This window comes from Denitromonas iodatirespirans, assembly GCF_018524365.1.
GTDB classification, from domain to species: domain Bacteria; phylum Pseudomonadota; class Gammaproteobacteria; order Burkholderiales; family Rhodocyclaceae; genus Nitrogeniibacter; species Nitrogeniibacter iodatirespirans.
The window spans coordinates 107,110-123,398 of sequence record NZ_JAEKFT010000013.1 but is presented as its reverse complement, the minus strand read 5'-3'; the positions used below and the strand labels follow the sequence as shown (position 1 = coordinate 123,398).

At 68.8% G+C, this 16,289-nt stretch carries 14 protein-coding genes; 7 read left to right on the top strand and 7 right to left on the bottom strand.

Annotated features, from left to right (window positions below):
* Positions 1-274: 274 nt before the first annotated feature.
* Genes I8J34_RS13090 through mtnA form a run of 5 tightly spaced genes read right to left on the bottom strand, consistent with a single transcriptional unit; the run spans position 275 to position 6,160 of the window.
* Complete coding sequence (locus I8J34_RS13090) at positions 275-3,025, bottom strand: putative bifunctional diguanylate cyclase/phosphodiesterase (protein ID WP_214361935.1); 2,751 nt, start codon at positions 3,023-3,025, stop codon at positions 275-277.
* 46 nt (positions 3,026-3,071) lie between these two features.
* A complete protein-coding gene (locus I8J34_RS13085; protein ID WP_214361929.1) occupies positions 3,072-4,139 on the bottom strand; it encodes a DUF8744 domain-containing protein in 1,068 nt (355 codons plus the stop codon).
* Positions 4,132-4,452 (bottom strand): metal-sulfur cluster assembly factor, encoded by a 321-nt coding sequence (locus I8J34_RS13080; RefSeq protein WP_214361927.1) that lies wholly within the window; start codon positions 4,450-4,452, stop codon positions 4,132-4,134. The genes I8J34_RS13085 and I8J34_RS13080 overlap by 8 nt, the downstream gene beginning before the upstream one ends.
* The gene (locus I8J34_RS13075; protein ID WP_214361925.1) at positions 4,449-5,105 is read right to left on the bottom strand and encodes a class II aldolase/adducin family protein; all 657 of its coding nucleotides are present in this window, start codon (positions 5,103-5,105) and stop codon (positions 4,449-4,451) included. Before I8J34_RS13075 ends, I8J34_RS13080 begins: the two co-directional genes overlap by 4 nt.
* Positions 5,102-6,160: an S-methyl-5-thioribose-1-phosphate isomerase gene (gene mtnA, locus I8J34_RS13070; RefSeq protein WP_214361923.1), complete on the bottom strand. Its 1,059-nt coding sequence runs from the start codon at positions 6,158-6,160 to the stop codon at positions 5,102-5,104. Before mtnA ends, I8J34_RS13075 begins: the two co-directional genes overlap by 4 nt.
* 90 nt (positions 6,161-6,250) lie before the next feature.
* Here mtnA and I8J34_RS13065 point away from each other — a divergent pair, with 90 nt between their 5' ends.
* The 7 genes from I8J34_RS13065 to I8J34_RS13035 all read left to right on the top strand — a co-directional run bounded on the left by I8J34_RS13065 (position 6,251) and on the right by I8J34_RS13035 (position 12,939).
* Positions 6,251-7,408 (top strand): pyridoxal phosphate-dependent aminotransferase, encoded by a 1,158-nt coding sequence (locus I8J34_RS13065; protein ID WP_214361919.1) that lies wholly within the window; start codon positions 6,251-6,253, stop codon positions 7,406-7,408.
* Positions 7,409-7,473: 65 nt separating this feature from the next.
* Positions 7,474-7,716 (top strand): PP0621 family protein, encoded by a 243-nt coding sequence (locus I8J34_RS13060; RefSeq protein ID WP_214361918.1) that lies wholly within the window; start codon positions 7,474-7,476, stop codon positions 7,714-7,716.
* 4 nt (positions 7,717-7,720) lie between these two features.
* The gene (locus I8J34_RS13055; RefSeq protein WP_214361916.1) at positions 7,721-9,268 is read left to right on the top strand and encodes a sensor histidine kinase; all 1,548 of its coding nucleotides are present in this window, start codon (positions 7,721-7,723) and stop codon (positions 9,266-9,268) included.
* Positions 9,265-10,644: a sigma-54-dependent transcriptional regulator gene (locus I8J34_RS13050; protein ID WP_214361914.1), complete on the top strand. Its 1,380-nt coding sequence runs from the start codon at positions 9,265-9,267 to the stop codon at positions 10,642-10,644. Before I8J34_RS13055 ends, I8J34_RS13050 begins: the two co-directional genes overlap by 4 nt.
* Positions 10,645-10,646: 2 nt before the next feature.
* Positions 10,647-11,189, top strand: a complete 543-nt coding sequence (gene ampD, locus I8J34_RS13045; RefSeq protein WP_214361906.1) for a 1,6-anhydro-N-acetylmuramyl-L-alanine amidase AmpD — start codon at positions 10,647-10,649, stop codon at positions 11,187-11,189.
* 105 nt (positions 11,190-11,294) lie between these two features.
* The gene (gene lysM / locus I8J34_RS13040; protein WP_214361904.1) at positions 11,295-11,798 is read left to right on the top strand and encodes a peptidoglycan-binding protein LysM; all 504 of its coding nucleotides are present in this window, start codon (positions 11,295-11,297) and stop codon (positions 11,796-11,798) included.
* 406 nt (positions 11,799-12,204) lie between these two features.
* The gene (locus tag I8J34_RS13035; RefSeq protein ID WP_230411824.1) at positions 12,205-12,939 is read left to right on the top strand and encodes a lytic transglycosylase domain-containing protein; all 735 of its coding nucleotides are present in this window, start codon (positions 12,205-12,207) and stop codon (positions 12,937-12,939) included.
* Between the two features lie 68 nt (positions 12,940-13,007).
* On the opposite strand, the gene I8J34_RS13030 is transcribed toward I8J34_RS13035, so the two are convergent.
* On the bottom strand, positions 13,008-14,177 hold the full coding sequence (locus tag I8J34_RS13030; RefSeq protein WP_214361902.1) for a pyridoxal phosphate-dependent aminotransferase: 1,170 nt from the start codon (positions 14,175-14,177) through the stop codon (positions 13,008-13,010).
* A gap of 126 nt (positions 14,178-14,303) precedes the next feature.
* Positions 14,304-16,145, bottom strand: a complete 1,842-nt coding sequence (locus tag I8J34_RS13025; RefSeq protein WP_214361900.1) for a phosphoenolpyruvate carboxykinase (GTP) — start codon at positions 16,143-16,145, stop codon at positions 14,304-14,306.
* Positions 16,146-16,289 lie beyond the last annotated feature (144 nt).

The window sequence follows — 16,289 nt, the reverse complement described above, 5'->3', positions numbered from 1 at the left end:
CCCGTTGGTCCATCGGTTTGACCTCGTTCCAAGGCATGGGGCTGTCCTCCTGGTTGCTCCCATGCAGGGTAGAAGTTGTTACCCATGTCTTTGAACCGATTTGTTACCGATGAGTGTGAACCGTACACAGGCGTGCTTCTTTGCTTACCTTTCTTGCACGAGCAAGAAAGTAAGTCGCCCGCCGGGGCGAGACCCGGCCAACGAATAGGCGAAGTCAGTTCAACGGTTGAGAACGACTGACAAAGCCGGTCGAGACCGGCCCGGCCGCCACTTCTCACGCATGCCCCACATCCGGCAACCCATACAGCCGCGCTGCCCGCAACCCCCGCAGCAGCGCGTTCATGTCGGCCGCCGGCAGCGGGTGGCTGCACAGGTAGCCCTGGTAGGCGTCGCAGTGCCAGCTGCGCAGCATGCGCAGTTGGGTGACGGTTTCGACGCCTTCGGCGAGGACCTGGATGCGCAGGGTGTGGGCCATGGCGACGATGGTTTCGGCGATGGCGGCGTCGTCGGGTTCGAAGGCGATGTCGGCGATGAAGGAGCGGTCGATCTTCAGCCTATCGATGGGGAAGCGCTTGAGGTAGGCGAGGCTGGAGTAGCCGGTGCCGAAGTCGTCGACGCCGATCATCACGCCCAGGCGCTTGGCGGCGTCGAGCACCTCGGCGGTGAGTTCCGGGTTGCGCATGATCAGCGATTCGGTCAGTTCCAGTTCGAGCCGGTTGGCGGGCAGGCCGGTGTCGCGCAGGACCTCGGCGACGGTGTCGAGCAGGCTGTCTTCGTCGAACTGGCGGGCAGAGAGGTTGACCGCGATGGGCACGTCGAGGAGGTGTTCGCGGCGCCAGGCTTCGGCCTGGGCGCAGGCGGTGCTCAGCACCCAGGCGCCGATCGGCACGATCAGGCCGCTGTCTTCGGCGACCGGGATGAAGGTGGCCGGGTCGACCAGGCCTTCGTCCGGATCGCGCCAGCGCAGCATGGCTTCGACGCCGATGAAGTCGCCGCTGGCGATGTCGACCTGGGGCTGGTAGTAGAGCTCGAATTCCTGGTGCGCGAGGGCTCGTCGCAGCCGGTTTTCGAGCGCCAGGCGGGTCGACACCAGACGCGAGAGGCGCGATTCGTAGAACTGGTAGTTGTTCCGGCCGGTGTCCTTGGCGTGGTACATGGCCGCGTCGGCATGCTGGATGAGGGTGTCGGCGGTGCTGCCGTCGTCGGGGTAGATGGCGATGCCGATGCTGGGGGTGACGGTCAGGCGATGGCCCTTGACGTCGAAGGGGGCGCCCAGCGCTTCGATGATGCGCTCGGCCACTTCGGCGGCCTGGCGACGGTTTTCGAGTTCGGGCAGCACCACGATGAACTCGTCGCCGCCCATGCGGGCGACGGTGTCCTGCTCGCGCACGCAATGCTGGAAGCGGCCGGACACGGCCTTGAGCAGGGCGTCGCCGGCTTGGTGGCCGAGCGAGTCGTTGACGTTCTTGAAGCGGTCGAGGTCGAGGAACAGCACGGCCAGCGATTGATCGAAGCGGTTCGCCGCCTCCAGCGCCGATTCGAGGCGCACGCCGAGCAGGCTGCGGTTGGGCAGGTCGGTGAGCGGGTCGAAATGGGCCAGATGCAGGATGCGGCTCTCGGCGGCCTTGCGGTGGGTGATGTCCGAGGCGATGGCCAGATAGCCGGTGACATGGCCGTGGTGGGCGTCCATCAGCGGCGAGATGGAGACGGCCGCCGGCACGCTGTGCCCGTCGTAGCGGACCAGTTCGAGTTCGACCGGTTCGCTCGACGATAGCTGGCGCGCGGTGTCGAGCACCGCGGCGAAGCCGTGCTGGTCGGTCTTTTGCTCCATGCGCGCCATGGCCGCGGCATTGATGAAGACGGTCGGCGTGTATTGGCCGATCACCTGCTCGGCGGTGCAGCCGAGCATGCGCTCGGCCGCCGGGTTGAAGACGCGGATGATGCCGTCGGTGTCGGTGAGCACGATGGCGTAGTCGGCGCTGTGCAAGATGGCCTGCTGCAGCACCGTGCTCTCGCGCAGCGCCGCCTCCGAGGCGGTGCGCTGCGCCACTTCGGCCTGCAGCGTGGCGTTGGTGTCGGCGAGGATGCGGTTGGTGGTGGCCAGCTCGGCGGTGCTGCGGCGCACCCGCTCGCGGATGACGAAGTTGCGTGTCTGCAGGAAGGCGACCAGCAGCGCGGCCAGCACGGTGATGGCCCAGCCGGTGGCGCGCTGGCGGGCGATCGAGGGGGAGGGGGTGAGTTCGAAATGGTTGGGGGTCGGGGTGGCGATGACCAGCCAGCGCCGGGCGGCGAATTCGATGGCCTCGACATAGGCGGTTTCGAAGTCTTCGCCGAGGGTGTCGCGATACACCTCGCGTGCGCTGCGCGGGTCGTCGGTGGCGTCGAGGATGGTGAAGGCCATGTTGCGGGCGTCGGGGTCCATGCCCGCCCACAAGGTGCTCTGGGCCAGTTCGCTGAGATGCATGTAGAGGCCCAGCAGGTGCTCGCCGGCGGGGGAAAAGAGGCGGATGCCCTCGCCGTTGTCGACCTCCGGGCTGAGCAGCGGCGTGGCTACCACCCGGCCACTGCGGAGGGCGGCCTGCAGGCTGGCCAGTGCGGCCGGCCCTTCCATGGCCAGGTCGATGCCAGGCCGGGGCCAGGCGGCGCGGGAGGCCACGTGGTGGGCCGGAAAACGCTGTGGGGGCGTGGTGCTGCGGTCGATGTCGGCCAGCACGATGGCCTTGATGAAGGTGTGTACCCGCATCAGCGACTGGCTGAGCTGGGCGAAGTCGCCGGCGCTGCCGGGGCCGGCCACGTCGACATGGTCGCCGAGCAGGTGTTGAAGATCGAGCACCGCGTCGAGCCGCTTGCGCAGGGTGCCGATGTGCTGGGCGGCGGCGAGCTGGAATTCGGCGTACACGCGGTCGCGCTGGGCGTCGAGCGCGTTCTTGTAGACCGCCTCGGTGGCGGCGCCCAGCACTCCGGCCAGCAGCAGGGCCAGACCGAAGTGCTTGAGCAGACGGCGCAGGGTCCGGATCACACGCATCGTGTGCGTCGCGAGTTCATGTCGTGCCATTCCATTGTTGTGTGCATCACCGGCCGCGCCGGCCCGCTGCGACCGCCGTCAGCATCAGCACCAGGAACAGGCCGATGGCCCCGGCGTTGCCCAGTGCGCCCCAGGCGCGCAGCGCCGCGGCGCCGGGCAGATCACCGGCCGTGCGTACGGCGAGGCTCAGGTGAAGCAGCGCCAAGGGTACATAAAAACCGGGGTGATATGGCAATCGAATGCGCAGCACCGCCGGCAGGATGATCGGGGCGTGGCCGAAAACCATGGCGAAGACGAAGCCCACCGTCAGCGCATGCAGGGCGCTGTCCCAGCCGGGCTGGCCGGCGGTGGGAGCGAGGCCGGCGAGCAGGGCGCCGCCGAGGGCCAGCCACAGGTAGCCGGAGAGCAGGCAGACGGCGATGTAGCGGGTCAGCCCGGTGGTCTTGACGGTGCGTCGGGCGACGTCCTGGCGGAACAGCCAGATCGCCAGGCCGAGCGCGCCGAGGCCGAACAGGCGTTCGCCGGTGGGCCAGGCGGCCAGCGAGGCGCCGGCCACCAGCAGGCCGATGAGGACGATGAAGTAGCGCTGCATGGCCGGGCTGACCCGCATCAGGCGCGACAGCTCGAGCCGCTCGCCGGCGATGGTGATGACCAGGAAGGCGATCCACCACCACAGCGCGCCATCGACCGTATCGGTGAGCGCCCACACCAGCACGCCGACCAGCCAGGCGACGGCGCCGAGGGTGAGCACCCGGGCATGCAGGGCCGGGGCGCGGCGCTGGGCGTGCAGCGAGGCGAGCACCAGCACCAGGCCGCCGAGACCGAAGGGGACGGTGGCGAGGCGCGGATCGAGGCCGGCGATCAGCATTGCGCTGCCGAGGCCGCCGGCGAGCGGGCCGAGATAGGCCCAGCGGCGGCCGACGGCGACGGCGCGTTCGAGCGCGATGAGGGTGCCGAAGAAGGCGCACATCATCAGCGCGCCATGCGGCGCACCGGCGACGAAGGCCGGCGTGGGCCAGGCCAGCCGCCACAGCCCGGCGAGCATGCCGACGATCAGGCCGGCGAAGCCGAGGATCAGCAGCGGAGCGCGCTGCCAGGGGGCGAGATCAGTCATCCCCGGGTTGCCAGCCGAAGTGGGCCTTGGCGGCGTCGCTCATCATGGCGGGCGACCATTCGGGCGACCACACCAGCGCGATCGCCGGCGTGCGCGCGGGGTCGAGGCGGCGCAGGGCAGCCTCGACCTCGTCCATGATCATCTGGCCCATCGGGCAGGCCGGGCTGGTCATGGTCATGTCGATGGCGATGCGCGCGTCGTCGATGGCGACGGCGTAGATCAGCCCGAGGTCGACGATGTTCATGCCGACTTCGGGGTCGATGACCTGCCGGAGGGCGTCGCGGACGGTGGCTTCGTCGAGGGATGTGCTCATGTCGGGGTGTCGGTGTCGAGGGGGCGGGGGCGGCCGTACCAGTGGAACTGGTCGAGCGCGTCGGTCATCTGGGCGGCGTCGAGCAGCGGCGGCTCGCCGAGGGCGCGGGCACGCCAGTAGTGCTCGCACAGGGTTTCGAATTCGATGGCGCGGTCGAGCAGGGTGTCGAGGCGGTCGGCCAGCACGATCATGCCGTGGTTGGCCATCAGCGCGGCGCTGCGCCCGGCCAGCGCGGCGAGGGTGGCATCGGACAGCGCCTGGGTGCCGAAGGTGGCATAGGCGCCGCAGCGCACGCTGTCGCCGCCGAAGCGCGCCACCATGTAGTGGAAGGCGGGCACCTCGAACCGCTGGCAGGCCAGCGCGGTGGCGAAGGGCGCATGCGCATGCAGGATGGCGTAGATCTCGGGGCGGGCGGCGTAGATATCGCGGTGCAGGCGCCACTCGCTCGACGGCGCGCGCCGGCCGCGCGGCGTGCCGTCGGCGGCCACCTGGGTCATGTCGGCGGCCTCGCAGCGCTCGGGCGCCATGCCGGAGGGGGTGACCAGAAAGCCGGCTTCGTTTCGCACGCTGACATTGCCGGCGGTGCCCACCGACAGGCGCGCCGCGGTCATGCCGCGGGCGACGTCGAGCAGCTGTTCGGCGAGCGCGGTCATGAGGCGAGTGTGGCCAGCGCGCCGGGCGCGAACACGCCATGCTCGGTGATGATGGCGGTGATGTGCGCTGCCGGGGTGACGTCGAAGGCCGGGTTGCCGACCGCGGTGTCGGCCGGTGCGATACGTAGCTGCGCCGTGCCGCCGCCGGTGTCGAGGCCGTGCAGCACGCGCACCTCGTCGCCGTCGCGCTCTTCGATGGGGATGGCGGCGCCGTCGGGGCAGGCGAAGTCGATGGTCGAGCGCGGCGCGGCAATATAGAAGGGCACGCCGTTGTCGGCCGCCGCCAGGGCCTTGAGATAGGTGCCGACCTTGTTGGCGGTGTCGCCGTTGGCGGCAACCCGGTCGGCGCCGGTGATGACCAGGTCCACTTCGCCACGCGCCATCAACAGGCCGGCGGCGTTGTCGGCGATGAGCCGGTGGGCGATGCCGGCCTCGCGCAGCTCCCAGGCGGTGAGCAGGCCCTGGTTGCGCGGGCGGGTTTCGCTCACCCACACCTCGACCGCGATGCCTGCCGCCTGCGCCGCATACACCGGCGCCAGCGCGGTGCCGTGGCCGAGCGTGGCCAGCCAGCCGGCGTTGCAGTGGGTCATGACGCGTACCGGGCCGGGGCGGCGTGCGGCGATGTCGGCGATCAGCGCCAGGCCGTGCTGGCCGATGGCGGCATTGGTGGCGATGTCTTCGGCAATGATGGCGTCGGCCTCGCGCGCAGCGGCCTCGAAGCGCGCCTCGGGCGGCAGCGGGCGCAGTACGCGCGCCATGCGATCGAGCGCCCAGTGCAGGTTGACGGCGGTCGGGCGTGTCGCGCCGAGCACGGTCAGGGCGTGTTCCAGCGTGGCGTCGTCGGCCGCATCGTGCAACGCCAGCGCCACCCCGCAGGCGGCGGTGGCGCCGATCAGCGGCGCGCCGCGCACCTGCATGGCGCGGATCGCGTGCGCCACGGCGTCGAGGCTGTCGAGATCGAGCGTGACGCGGTGATGGGGCAGGGCGGTCTGATCGAGGATGCGCACGCGGGCGCCGTCGCGGATCAGGGTCGGGGCGGGGGTCGGAACACTCATGGCCGCTATTGTATCGCCCTCGCGGGCCGGCTTGGCGTGGCTGGAGGGGTCTGCCAGAATCGGTGTTTTGCCTTTGCCGCCTGGATCGCCATGCCCGCTTGCGCTGTCAACGTGTCCTCCCGCCTGCCGCATGTCGGCACCACCATCTTCACCGTCATGTCGCGCATGGCGACCGAAGCCGGTGCGATCAACCTGTCGCAGGGCTTTCCGGACTTCAACGCCGAGCCTGAGCTGTTCGACCGCGTGTCGTTCTGGATGCGCGAGGGCTACAACCAATACCCGCCGATGGCCGGGGTGGCGGTGCTGCGCGAGGCGATTGCGGCCAAGGTGGCCGATCTCTACGGCACGACCTACGATCCCGACTCCGAGGTGACCGTCGTCGCCGGGGCGACCCAGGGCCTGTTCACCGCGGTGGCGGCGCTGGTGCATCCGGGCGACGAGGTGATCGTCTTCGAGCCGGTGTACGATTCCTACGCGCCGGCCATCGAGCTGCAGGGCGGCCGCGTGGTGCGCCTGGCCTTGCATGCGCCCGACTACCGGCCCGACTGGGCGGCGGTGGCCGCGGCGATCACGCCGCGCACCCGCATGATCATGATCAATAGCCCGCACAATCCGACCGGCAGCGTATGGTCGGCCGAGGACATGACGCGCCTGGCCGAGCTGGTGCGCGGCACCGACATCGTGATCGTCTCCGACGAGGTGTACGAGCACGTCGTCTTCGACGGCCGCCGGCACGAGAGCTGCGCACGCCACCCGGCGCTGGCCGAGCGCAGCGTGATCGTCTCCGGCTTTGGCAAGACCTACCACATCACCGGCTGGAAGATCGGCTACGTGGTGGCGCCGGCGGCGCTGATGGCCGAGTTCCGCAAGGTGCACCAGTTCAACGTGTTCACCGTGATCACGCCGGTGCAGTACGCGCTGGCCGACTACATGGCCGACGCCTCGCGCCATCTCGGCCTGGCCGCCTTCTACCAGGCCAAGCGCGACCGCTTCCGCGCCGCGCTGGCCGACTCGCGCTTCGAGCTGCTGCCGTGCGCCGGCACCTATTTCCAGCTGGCGCGCTACCGCGCAATCCGCGACGTGCCGGACACCGTGTTTGCCGAGTGGCTGACGCGCGAGGTGAAGGTGGCGGTGATCCCGGTGTCGGCGTTCTCCGCCGGGGCCACGGACGAAGGCGTGGTGCGGCTGTGCTTCGCCAAGCATGACGACACCCTGGATGCCGCCTGCGAGCGGCTGGTGGCGCTGTGAGGCGGCGGGGGGCGCGCGTTGCCGCGTGCTAGAATTTTCCGCTTCCATCGCGCCCGCCCGAGATCGTGTCGAAACTCCTCGTTTTCCTCCTCGTCCTGTTCGCCATCTACTGGGGGCGCCGGCTGCTGAGCAAGCCGAAAGTCCCGCCGCAGGACCGCGCGCGCGGAGCGGCCCCACAGACCCAGGCATCGGCCCGCATGCTGTCCTGCCGGCACTGCGGCGTGCATGTGCCGGAGAGCGAAGGGGTGCGTCGCGACGGCGAGTTCTACTGCTGCGAGGAACATGCCCGCGCCGCTGACGCCGGCTGAACGCATGCCTGCCACCCGCGACACCGACCCCCTCTCCGCCGATCTGGCCCGTCGGCGTTCGCTGCGCTACCTGAATCTGTTCCGCCTGGTGATGGCGGCGGTGTTCCTGTTCTTCGGCAAGACCATCGGGCTGGGCGAAGAGGCCCCCGGGCTGTTTCTCGGCTTCGCCGCGGTCTACCTGTTTGCGGTGCTGGCGCTGGGCTTTCCCGATGCGGTGGAGCGGCTCGGCTTGAACCGGGTGGTGACGGTGCAGATGCTGGTCGACATCACCGCGCTGACCTTGCTGATGGCCGTCAGCGGCGGCACCCGCGGCGGCCTGCCGATGCTGTTGATGGTGCTGCTGGCCGGCGGCGGGCTGGTCAGCCATGGTCGCTGGGTGCTGTTCTATGCGGCCGTGGCGACGCTGGCGGTGTTGGCCGAGAACAGCGTGCGCCTGCTCGTGCGCGGTGCCGCCTCCGATTTCTTCGTCGTCGGCATGGTCTGCATCGGCTTCTTCGGCGTGGCGCTGATGGCGCGCCTGCTGGCGATCCGCGCGCTGGCCAACGAGGCGCTGGCTCAGTCGCGCGGCGCCGACCTGGCCCGGCAGCAGGCGATCAACGAGCGCATCATCGAGGACATGCACGACGGTGCCATCGTGGTCGATGCCGAGTTGCGCGTCCGCCAGGCCAACCCGCAAGCGGCCGCGCTGCTCGGCCTGCCGCTGCCCGTGGGTGCGTCGATGCGCGAGCTGGCGCCTGCGCTGGCGCAGATGCTGGCCGATCCGGCGGCCGATTGTCACCAATGCCGGCCGGACGGCGGCAAGCCCTTGCGCTGCCGAGTGGTGCGCGCCGAGGGCGACGGCGGCCACACCATCATCTATTTGCAGGATCTGGAAGCCATCCAGGCGCAGGCGCAGCAGATCAAGCTGGCGGCGCTCGGCCGCCTGACGGCCAGCATCGCGCACGAGATCCGCAATCCGCTCACCGCCGTCACCCAGGCCGCCGAACTGCTGAGCGAAGAGAAGCGGGCCGAGAGCCAGGCGCGGCTGATCCGCATCATCAACGACAACGCGCTGCGCATCGAAAAGCTGGTGCGCGACGTGCTCTCCCTCGGCCGGCGCGACCGCGCCCTGCCCGAGGCGCTGCCCCTGGCCGCCTTCGTCACCGAAGTGCTCGACGAATTCACCTTGCATGGCGAGACCGAGAAGGCGCAGGTGGTGGCGCAGATTCCGCCAGAACTGACGCTGGCCTTCGACCGCGCCCACCTGCACCAGGTGCTGTGGAACCTGCTGACGAATGCCCGGCGCTATGCCTCGCCGGCGGCCGGCGCGATCCGCGTGACCGCCGAGCGCGAGGACGGCCACACCCGGCTGCACGTGATCGACGATGGCCCCGGCATCCGCGCCGAGGACCGTGCCCACCTGTTCGAACCCTTCTTCACCACCCATGCCAAGGGCACCGGCCTGGGCTTGTACATCGCCCGCGAACTGGCCGACGCGAACCGCGCCACGCTGTCGCTGCGCGACACCGCGACGGGTGCGCACTTCTGCCTCAGCGGACCGAGTGAGCCATGACCAAGACCGAACGACGCAATCGCCCCACCGGCCCCGACGTGCTGGTGGTCGACGACGAAGAAGACATCCGCGAACTGCTGGAGATGACCCTGGCCCGCATGGGGCTGGGCTCGGATTCGGCCGGTTCGGTGGCCGAGGCACGCGAGCTGCTGGCGACTCGCCGCTACCGCCTGTGCCTGACCGACATGCGCCTGCCCGACGGCAACGGCCTCGATCTGGTGCGCCATATCAACGAGCACTGCACCGACCTGCCGGTGGCCGTCATCACCGCCTACGGCAGCATGGAAAACGCGGTGGTGGCGCTCAAGGCCGGCGCCTTCGACTACCTGGCCAAGCCGGTGTCGCTGGAGCAGCTGCGGGCGCTGGTCAAATCGGTGTTCCGCCTGCCCGATGCGGCCAACGACGAGGGCCGCAAGGATGCCAGCGCCTTCCTGATCGGCGAGTCGGCCACCATGGCCCAGGTGCGCCAGCTGATCGAAAAGCTCGCCCGCAGCCAGGCACCGGTCTACATCTCGGGCGAATCGGGCAGCGGCAAGGAGCGTGCGGCGCGCGCCATCCACGGCCTGGGGCCGCGCGCGGCCGGCGCCTTCGTCGGGGTCAACTGCGGAGCGATTCCCGAAAACCTGATGGAGAGCGAGTTCTTCGGCTACCGCAAGGGCGCGTTCACCGGCGCCGACAGCGACCGCGACGGCTTCTTCCAGGCGGCCAGCGGCGGCACGCTGTTTCTCGACGAGGTGGCTGATCTGCCGCTGTCGATGCAGGTCAAGCTGCTGCGCGTGATCCAGGAGAAGCGGGTGCGGCGCATCGGCGACACCACCGAGCAGCCGGTCGACGTGCGCATCGTCAGCGCCACGCACCAGAACCTGCGGGCGCTGGTCGACGAGAACCGCTTCCGCCAGGATCTGTTCTACCGGCTCAACGTCATCGAACTGAAAATGCCGGCGCTGCGCGAGCGCCGCGAAGACATTCCGCAACTGGCCGAGGCCTTGCTGGCGCGTCTGGCCGAAGAGGCCCGCATGCCGCTGCCGCGCCTGTCGTCGAAGGCAGTCGACGCTTTGTGCAGCTATGGCTTCCCCGGCAATGTGCGCGAGCTGGAAAACATCCTCGAGCGGGCGCTGGCGCTGTCCGGCGGCGAGATCATCCATGTCGACGACCTGGCGCTGGAGCCCCTGGTGGGCCAGGAGCCGACCGCGACGAGCGGGCAGGGCGAGGCCTTGCGCACCGGGCTGCAGGAGTATCTCGACGGCGCCGAGCGCCAGGCCATCCTCGAAGCGCTGGCCGAGACCGAGGGCAACCGCACCGCGGCGGCGCGGCTGCTGAAAGTCACCTTCCGCTCTTTGCGCTACCGCATGGAGCGCCTGGGCATGAAGGACTGAGCGTGCGCCGACTCGACGCCGCCGGTTGGCTCGATGGGGCGCGCTGGATCGCGTCGCCGAATTTCGATCTGCGCCCGACCGACACAGCCATCCGTCTGCTGGTGGTGCACGCCATCAGCCTGCCGCCGGAGCAGTTCGGCGGGCCTGGGGTGCTCGAACTGTTCGGTAACCGCATCGATCCGGCGGCGCATCCCTACTACGCCGGCATCGCCCACCTGCGCGTCTCGGCGCATTTTTTCATCCGCCGCGACGGCGAATTGATCCAGTGCGTGCCGACGCGGGCGCGCGCCTGGCATGCGGGGCTGAGCCGCTGGCGCGAGTGCGAGCGTTGCAACGATTTCTCCATCGGTGTCGAGCTCGAAGGCTCGGACAACCAGCCCTTCACCGATGCCCAATACACCCAGCTCAATGCGCTGATCGCCGATCTGGCACGCCAGCATCCGCTTGACGACGTGGTCGGCCACAGCGACATCGCGCCGGGGCGCAAGACCGATCCGGGGCCGTGTTTCGACTGGTCGCAGGTGGCTGCGCTGCCCGGTCGCTGAGTGTTACGTTTGATGTCGGCGCGAGCGCCTTGCACGCGCTTGTCGTATAAGGTCGCATGAACCCGCCGACCGGCGGGTGCCGATTCATCACGCACAGGAGCTGTCATGGGATTGTTCAACTTCATCAAGGACGCAGGCGAGAAGCTGTTCGGCACCGGTGAGGCCAAGGCCGCACAAGAGGCGGCCGCCAAGGATCCGTCGGCCGACAAGATCGCCGCCGCCAACGCCAAGGCGGCCGAAGCCATCACCACCTACGTGCGCACGCTGAAGCTGCCGGTCGAGGGGCTGACCGTGGCCTTCGACGGCGCGGCCGGGGTGGTCACCGTGGGCGGCACGACGCCCGACCAGGCCGCGCGCGAAAAAGTGCTGCTGGCCGCCGGCAACGTGGCCGGGGTGGGCGAGGTGCGCGACACCATCGTGGTCACCGACCCGACGCCCGAGGCGAGCTTCCACACCGTGGTGCGCGGCGACACCCTGTCGGCGATCGCCAAGACCCATTACGGAAGTGCCAACAAGTACATGGTCATTTTCGAGGCCAACAAGCCGATGCTGTCGCATCCGGACAAGATCTACCCGGGCCAGGTGCTGCGCATTCCGGCGGAGGACTGAGCGCACACGATTCGCGCGTATCGCGCGCAGGATCGACGGGGCTTCGGCCCCGTTTTTTTGTGCGGCCGGAAGCCGCGCCAGCCTTGGCGCGGCGCCGTATTTGTGGTTTTTTTGCCACCGATCGGCGCCTGGTGAAATTGACAAAATCCATAAGAATCAATAAAGTGCGGCTCGTGCTGCATTGCAGCATATGCGTGGCGCTCCCATCCTGACCTGGTGGGATCGTCGAATCGAGTGAGTGCGCGATCGCTGAGATCGCGCGGGACACCACTGGCGACCCGACTCCCGGAGATCGCACACACGGACGGCAGATACGCCCGCCCGGTGTGACGATGCCTCCCCCCGGCCGAAGCGTTTTTATGGCGACGGCATGGATAGGCGGAAACGGGCCTCTTGGAGGACCACCATGAAGAACGCACTGGTCATGATGCACGCGGCGTCGCGCTGCGGTGCATTTCTCAAGCATGCTGCCCACGGGATTGTTCTCGCCATGGGTGTTCTGTCGATCGCGATGCTGTTGGCGTCGGCCCTGGAGTCGCGCCCCCTCATCGCCGGCTGGCCGCTGTTGAGCGTGGCCCAGGCGCACGCCGAGTCGGCCGCGGCGCATGAGGACGTGGCCCAGGCTGCGGCCGGTGCGCCCGAGGCACTGCTTCAGCACGCCGCGGGCGCCGATGCCGACGAGGCCGCGCTGTCGCCGGCGCTGGAGCGGGTACGCAGCTATGTGGCGCGCCGCTATCGGGTGTCGCAAACGGCCTTGCTGGAACCGCTGGCGCGGGCGGAGCGCTCGGCGCAGGAGCTGGGGCTCGATCCCTTGTTGATCGTGGCGGTGATGGCGATCGAGTCGAGCTTCAATCCGATGGCCGAGAGCACGGTGGGCGCCCAGGGGCTGATGCAGGTGATCCCGCGTTTCCACCTCGACAAGATCGGTCCGGGGGCCACGCCGGATGCCTTGTTCGATCCGGTCACCAATGTGCGCGTTGGCGCGCTGGTCATCGACGAAGGTCTGCGTCGCTACGGGTCGCTGGTGTCCGCGCTGCAGTACTACGGCGGGGCCTTGAGCGACGAGAACACGCGCTACGCCAAGAAGGTGCTGGCGATGAAGGCGCGACTGGCGGCGGTGGCCGGCAAGGCCGACGCCTGAGCGCATATCGCCGGACGGCGTAAAAAAGGGACGGCAGCGATGCCGTCCCTTTTTTACGCCAGAAGGTTTTACACCAGCGCGCGGCGGATGCGCTCGACGGCTTCTTCCAGTCGGTGCTGACCGGTGGTGTAGGCGAAGCGCAGATGCTGCTGCGGGCGGTTGTCCCCGAAGTCGATGCCTGGTGTGGCGGCCACGCCGGCCTCTTCAATCAGCCGGCGGGCGAGGGCCTCGCTGTCGTCGCTTAGCGCGCTGATGTCGCTGTAGATGTAGAACGCGCCCTGCGGCTCGGCGGCCACCGTGAAACCCAGCTCGCGCAGCGCCGGCAGCAGCGTATTGCGGCGCTCGGCGAAGGCCTGGCGGCGCGCTTCGAGGATCTCCAGGCAGGCCGGGGAGAAGGCGGCCAGGGCGGCTTGCTGGGCGATGGTCGAGGCCGAGATGAAGAAGTGCTGGGCCAGGCGCTCGATCTCGCGGGCATAGCCCTCGGGCGCCACCAGCCAGCCGAGGCGCCAGCCGGTCATGCCGAAATACTTGCTGAAGCTGTTGACCACGAACACGTCGTCCATCCGTTCGAGCGCGGTGCTGGCCTCGACGCCGTAGGTGAGGCCCTGGTAGATCTCGTCCACGATCAAATGCCCGCCGCGGGCGTGCACGCAGCGGCGCAGGGCGTCGATCTGGGTCAGGTCGAGCAGGGTGCCGGTGGGGTTGGCCGGCGAGGCCACCACCAGGCCGCGGGTGGTCGTCTGCCAGGCCGCTTCGACGGCGGCAACGGTCGGTTGGTAGGCGCTGTCGGCACTGACCGGCACGGCGCGGGCCACGCCTTCGAAGGCGCGCACCAGATGACGGTTGGACGGATAGGTGGGGTCGGGCAGCAGCCAGGTGTCGCCCGGATTGGTGGTGGCCGCCAGCGCCAGCATCAGTGCGCCGGAGGCGCCGGGGGTGACGACGATGCGCTCGGGCGAGACGTCTGCGCCGAAGCGATCCTGATAGAACCGGGCAATGGCTTCGCGCAGCGGCGTGATGCCCAGCGCCGGGGTGTAATGGACGTCGCCGCGGGCCAGGAAGCGCGTGGCCGCCTCGATCACCGGCTGCGGGCTGGCGAAGTCGGGTTCGCCGATCTCCATGTGGATGATGTCGCGCCCCTGGGCTTCGAGCTCGCGCGCGCGGCGCAGCAACTCCATCACATGGAAGGGGCGGATGTCGGCCATGCGGTCGGCGAGGGACAGGATCGGGGCAGTCATGAGCGAGGTCCGGGCAGGGGGTCGGCCATCATAGGACGGTCGGCGGCGGGGTGAAAATGCAACAAGCGCCGACCGGCGGCGCTTGTTGGCAGTGCAGGCCGCCGGCAGGCGACCGGGTGTTGCGGCTTAGACCGACAGGGCCAGTTCGAACAGCTCGCGCTTGAGCAGCATCTGGCGCGGCAGGCGGTCCTGCAACTTGTCGAACCACTCTTTGTGCAGGGCCAGCTCTTTCTTCCAGGCCTCGGCGTCGATGGTGGTCAGGGCCTCGAACTCGGCCTGGGTGACGTCGGCGCCGGTCCAGTCCATGTCCTCGAAGCGCGGCATCCAGCCCAGCGCGGTTTCCTTGGCGGCGATGTTGCCCTTGCAGCGATCGACGATCCACTTGAGCACGCGCATGTTCTCGCCGAAGCCCGGCCACATGAAGTTGCCCTTCTCATCCATGCGGAACCAGTTCACGCAGAAGATCTTCGGCGTGTTCTCGACCACATGGCCCATCTTCAGCCAGTGGTTGAAGTAGTCACCCATGTGGTAGCCGCAGAAGGGCAGCATGGCGAACGGGTCGCGACGCACCACGCCCTGCGCGCCGAAGGCGGCAGCGGTGGTCTCGGAGCCGAGGGTGGCGGCCATGTAGACGCCGAAGTTCCAGTTGAAGGCCTGGTACACCAGCGGCACGGTGGTGGCGCGGCGGCCGCCGAAGATGAAGGCCGAGATCGGCACGCCGGCGGGGTTTTCCCAGTCGGCGTCGATCGACGGGCACTGGCCGGCCGGGGCAGTGAAGCGGGAGTTGGGGTGGGCGGCCTTGCGACCGGTTTCCTTGGCGATCTCGGGCGTCCAGTCCTTGCCTTGCCAGTCGATCAGGTGAGCGGGGGCTTCCTTGCTCATGCCTTCCCACCACACGTCGCCGTCGTCGGTCAGCGCGACGTTGGTGAAGATGATGTTTTCCTTCAGCGTCGCCATGGCGTTGAAGTTGGTCTTTTCGGAGGTGCCGGGGGCCACGCCGAAGAAGCCGGCTTCGGGGTTGATGGCGTAGAACTTGCCATCCTTGCCCGGCTTGATCCAGGCGATGTCGTCGCCGACGGTGGTGATCTTCCAGCCGTTGAAGCTCTTGGGCGGGATCAGCATGGCGAAGTTGGTCTTGCCGCAGGCCGACGGGAAGGCGGCGGCCACATAGGTTTTTTCGCCTTCGGGCGATTCCACGCCGAGGATCAGCATGTGCTCGGCCAGCCAGCCTTCGTCACGCGCCATGGTCGAGGCGATGCGCAGGGCGAAGCACTTCTTGCCCAGCAGCGCGTTGCCGCCGTAGCCCGAGCCGTAGGACCAGATCTCGCGGGTCTCGGGGAAGTGCACGATGTACTTGGTGTCGGGGTTGCACGGCCAGCGGGCGTCTTTTTCGCCATGCGCCAGCGGGGCGCCGACCGAGTGCACGCAGGGCACGAACTCGCCGTCGGTGCCGAGCACGTCATACACGGCCTTGCCCATACGCGTCATGGTGCGCATGTTGGTGACGACGTAGGGGCTGTCGGTGATCTCGATGCCGATGTGGGCGATCGGCGAGCCCAGCGGGCCCATCGAGAAGGGCACCACGTACATGGTGCGGCCGCGCATCGCGCCCTTGAACAGGCCGCTGAGCGTATCGCGCATCACGGCCGGGTCTTCCCAGTTGTTGGTGGGGCCGGCGTCGCCCTTGTCGGCCGAGCAGATGAAGGTGCGGTCTTCGACCCGCGCCACGTCGGACGGGTCGGAGAAGGCCAGGTAGGAGTTCTTGCGCTTTTCCGGGTTGAGCTTGATCAGCATGCCCGATTCGACCATTTCGGCGCACAGGCGGTCGTATTCCTCCTGCGATCCGTCGCTCCACTCGACCCGGTCCGGTTCGGTGAGGGCCGCGATCTCGGCGACCCATTGCTTGAGTTTTTCTTGACGGACATAGTCCGGAGCGGCTGACAGAGCGGCCTCGGCGAATTGGTTCATGGCGCGGGATTCTCCAGGATTGCAGGTTGTAAACCGTAACGCGCGCCATCAGCTTTGCCGCCGCGGCGAGCGGTCCTCGAGGCGGCGCCTGCCCGTTTGCCGCGAGGCGTGAACGGCCCGCGGATGCCAGGTGCTGCCTCGAAT